This window comes from Rhizobium sp. NLR22b (assembly GCF_019685295.1).
GTDB lineage: Bacteria > Pseudomonadota > Alphaproteobacteria > Rhizobiales > Rhizobiaceae > Rhizobium.
The window spans coordinates 1-4,029 of the sequence record NZ_JABDWM010000054.1 but is presented as its reverse complement, the minus strand read 5'-3'; the positions used below and the strand labels follow the sequence as shown (position 1 = coordinate 4,029).

3 protein-coding genes and 1 pseudogene are annotated in these 4,029 nt (G+C 57.8%); all 4 read right to left on the bottom strand.

Going from position 1 to position 4,029, the window contains the following annotated elements:
- A partial coding sequence (locus HJC00_RS32210) for a transposase (RefSeq protein WP_221165206.1) occupies positions 1–355 on the bottom strand: 355 nt, incomplete at its 3' end.
- 484 nt (positions 356–839) lie between these two features.
- The gene (locus HJC00_RS32205; RefSeq protein WP_207603930.1) at positions 840–2,255 is read right to left on the bottom strand and encodes a CapA family protein; all 1,416 of its coding nucleotides are present in this window, start codon (positions 2,253–2,255) and stop codon (positions 840–842) included.
- A gap of 242 nt (positions 2,256–2,497) precedes the next feature.
- A complete protein-coding gene (locus HJC00_RS32200; protein ID WP_207603970.1) occupies positions 2,498–3,550 on the bottom strand; it encodes a lysine-2,3-aminomutase-like protein in 1,053 nt (350 codons plus the stop codon).
- A 269-nt stretch (positions 3,551–3,819) separates the two neighbouring features.
- Positions 3,820–4,029, bottom strand: a pseudogene (locus HJC00_RS32195) (hypothetical protein); the annotation flags it as partial.

Sequence of the window (4,029 nt, the reverse complement as noted above, 5' to 3'; positions counted from 1 at the left end):
CGCCCTGTTGCTCCTCGCTCTTCACTGGAACGAAGCGCATCGTCGGCCGCGTCACCGCCTCGCAAATCGCCTCGGCATCTGTCGCGTCGTTCTTCTGCCGCTTCACGTATGGCTTGACGTAAGACGCCGGCATCAGCCGAACCTCGTGACCCAGCGCCATAAGAACCCGAGCCCAGTGGTGTCCAGTCGCGCATGCCTCGATTCCGATCAGGCATGGCGGCAATGCCTTGAAGAATCCAACGACATCGTCGCGGCGCAGCTTGCGGCGGCTCACCGTCGCGCCGGCACCATTGATCCCGTGAACCTGAAATACATGCTTGGCGATATCCAGACCAATTGTGGTAATCTTCTCCACGGACGGCTCTCCCTTATGTGACTTTCGACAGCCACACTTTGGCACATTGCGATGCCGGGAGCGGAGGCCGTCCACCACATCAGGTCAATGAGAGAAATTGCACCCAATCTGCGTCAGAGCCAAATTTGCACGCCGATAAGGGGTGAATTTTGGACGCTGATTGAAGATACGCTCTAGAAACGACGGCCGGCTCTCCACACGACTGTGCCGGACCACTACCATACACTTCATCAGGGCGGCCCCTGTTGCGTATGGCGGGGCAGCTCAGACTGGATGAAGGGCAACAATCTGATATGCCGCGCGTGCCTCTAATGGGGAAGGCGTTAGGCGCACAACCGCTCTTGGCAGCTGCAGAGCCGACGACCCAGCCCTACGGTCTCCCTGACCTATTGCAAGAAACAACTGCCTGGAACATGAGCTTGATGGTCCGTTAGAGCCGACCGCTGAACCGCAGAACTCCTTCGGACGCCTCCCCGGCAATCAGTCACCCCATCACCGAGCCACGCTTGAGCCTGATGACTCCCACGCCGCTTTCGATAGCAATTCGGGTCCCAAAAGGCTGCGAGAGTGCTTGAAGACGCAAGAGGATAGACTTTGCCTGTGGTCCAGATGCCAAACTAGGAGTACCGCGGTTGGCGAATCGCTTCTGGAAACCAAGTTCAATAGGATAAAGCAACACCTCGGAAAGCTGGTTCTCCTGGAATAGACTCACGGCGATAACACTCTCGTAGTGGATGGGCTTTCCTAGCGCCCCGACGAAGCCGTCAATCGAAGGGTATCCCTTGGCCTGCTCATCGACTGTTACCTCGGCGTCCGTGTCGAGCCGAGGGTCTTTGCCGTAAACATCAAACATGTCAGCCCCGACCGGCGTCCGCAGATCGTCAAAGAAGAAATTGCCAACGCCATAAAATATCGGTCTGCCCTTATAAATTTCTATACCTCGCAGCAGGTGCGGTCCGTGTGCAATGTATGCGTCCGCTCCGGCATCGATCATTTTTCGCGCAAAAGGTTGCTCGAAATCCGCCGGTTCCTCGCTAACCAGCTCGCTCCAGTCGGGCTCATGACCGTGATTCGTGACGATGCAGAAGTCGGAAAACTGTTTACCGCGGCGAACGTTTCGCAGGACTCTGGCCTCGTCACTCGGATCTGCTTGATAGCTAAAACTCGGCTTGTCGCCTGCTACGAAAGCCTCCCCAAGGAGCACGACTCGGCCTGGGTCGCGTTCAGGCGAGGCATATCCTGGCAAAACATTCCGCACCCGCCTCAAGCGCTCAAGCGCATCCGGCGGAAGAGTTATGTTTCGCATCAAACGAAGCGCGTTCACACCCGGTCGACCGGGTGCCTCTCCCGCAGGATCGCAAGCCCGAGACATTGGCATGAAAGTAGTGGCAAATGAAACCAACGCCACCCGGCCCTTAGCGGTCTCCAAAAAGCGAGCGGCACCCGCTTGTGAAAGAGTCTCTCCAACACCCGCATGTGTGATCCCATTCTCGTCGAGCAGACGGCTCGTTTCCCGCATACCTTCGACACCCCAGTCAAGCGAGTGGTTATTCGCACGACTCATCAAATTGAATCCCATCGACTTCAAATCCCGGCCTAGATCCGGCACACTGATGTGGTAAGCGCCACCGTACTCAGCCTGCGGACTTCCTTTGAATGACCGGATATCGAAAATGAGCGTCTCCATGTTCCCGAAAGTTGCATCCGCCTTACTAAGGATCTCAACTATGCCCTGCAAGCCCACCGTGTTACCTTTGGTTAGCGGCCGCGACAGGATGAGATCGCCAACCGCCACCATTGTGAAGCCGTCCGCAACGTTGGTTTCGGTAGATCCGACATTGTCATATCCACCATCTCGGTGCGTTAGATGACCGTCGAGCTCGTGGGAGTGCTTTTCCATTGTCCTCTTCTCTTCTTGTCAGCGATTTGGAATGATACTTGGTCTCCGTGTCAGCGAAGCGGGGTCAAACCGCAGCACTGAGAGGAGACTTAGCAGCTGAGGTCGCGGAACGGATACGCCGGTTCCGGCAGTATGCACATTACAAGCCACGCCGTGGCCGTCTGTGGCCGTAGGGCATGACGTGTTCGGATTTCGTCTGTCGTCGTGGCGCTCTCCGTGTAAAACACGTAGCTATTTTCTACTCAATCCGCAGGTGGATAGGCATGCCCGCGACCCTTAAAATCCGAGACCGTAAAGCAACCTGCATCGTCCTGGCGGATGGCATCTGGACCGATCACCGCCTTCCCGTGCCCACCGGGAATGTCGAGGATGTAGGTTGGCTGGCACAGCCCCGAAATCCGGCCTCTCAAGCCTTCGACTAGAGCCCTGCCTTGCTCGATGGTCAGGCGGAAATGGCCTGTGCCGAGAGCAAGGTCCGGATGGTGGAGGTAATACGGCTTTACTCTCGCTTCCACGAAGGCGCGCATGAGGGCCGCAAGCGTGTCGCAGTCGGCGTTGACGCCCTTCAGCAGAACCGATTGACTGATCATCACAATGCCTGAGTCGACGAGCCGGCCGCAGGCCGCCCGAGCCGCGGGCGTAAGCTCGCGCGGATGATTGGCGTGGAGAGCCACATAGACCGCTTTCCCGCATGACTTCACGGCCGCAATCAAAGCCGGATCAATCCGCTCCGGCTCGATCACAGGAACGCGGGTGTGGAAGCGCACGATCTTCACGTGGTCGAAAGTAGCCAGCCGCTGCATGATTTTCGCGAGGGGGCGGGGCGAGATCATGAATGGTTCCCCGCCGGTGAGGATGACCTCCGAGATATCTAGGTGATTGGCGATATAGCCCAGGGCCCTGTCCATGGCCTCAGGTGATAGGGTGCCGAGCCCCTGGGGACCCACCATTTCGCGACGGAAGCAGAAGCGGCAATAAACCGGGCAGACATGGACGGCCTTGAGCAGCACCCGGTCAGGATAGCGGTGGACGATGCCTTCAACGGGGCTATGCGCAAGGTCCCCGATTGGGTCGTCGCGCTCCTCGGGCCTCGTGTTCAGCTCAGCCGCATCCGGCACGAATTGACGTGCGACGGGGTCGTTCGGATCGTCCCGGTCGATCAGCGCGGCCATGGCAGGGCTGATAGCTATGGCATAGCGCTGGGCTACGGCCTCGATACCTGCAAGGTCTTCAGCCTTAACGAGGCCAGTCTCGACCAGCTCCGCAGGCGTGCGGATGGGGCGGGTGTTGGTCAGTTTGACTTGAGGGCGTTGTCCTGACATTTGCTCTCCTCTCCTTTTTTGGCTGACGCGCTATTGGCTACGCGATGACTGCCGGATGGCGGCGGCTGCTACCGTTCTAGAACGGCGTTGTTCGTGCCAATCTCGTGGATCAAGTCGATACCCGGCAACATCGGGTCTCATATCGGCGATTGGTATTGTCATCGGCCTGATCCCTCTTCTACTTTGGATTCGCATCGATATTGACTTGAAACCACCCCTTCCCCCACCACGGTGGTGGTCGTTCAGCAGTGACCATCCCTAAATGGCGTTATCGTCCAATTCACCAGGTCGACGGCTTGCTGAAGTAGCGTCGCCGTTTGATCACGGCTCGGTGAAGCGGCGATGACATATCCTATGCAGTCTTCGGAATCGCCTTTCCTAATGATCGGCATTTTTGGCTGAGCATACAATTTTACCTCCGCGATACCGGGTATGGCCGCGGCCTGAGTGCC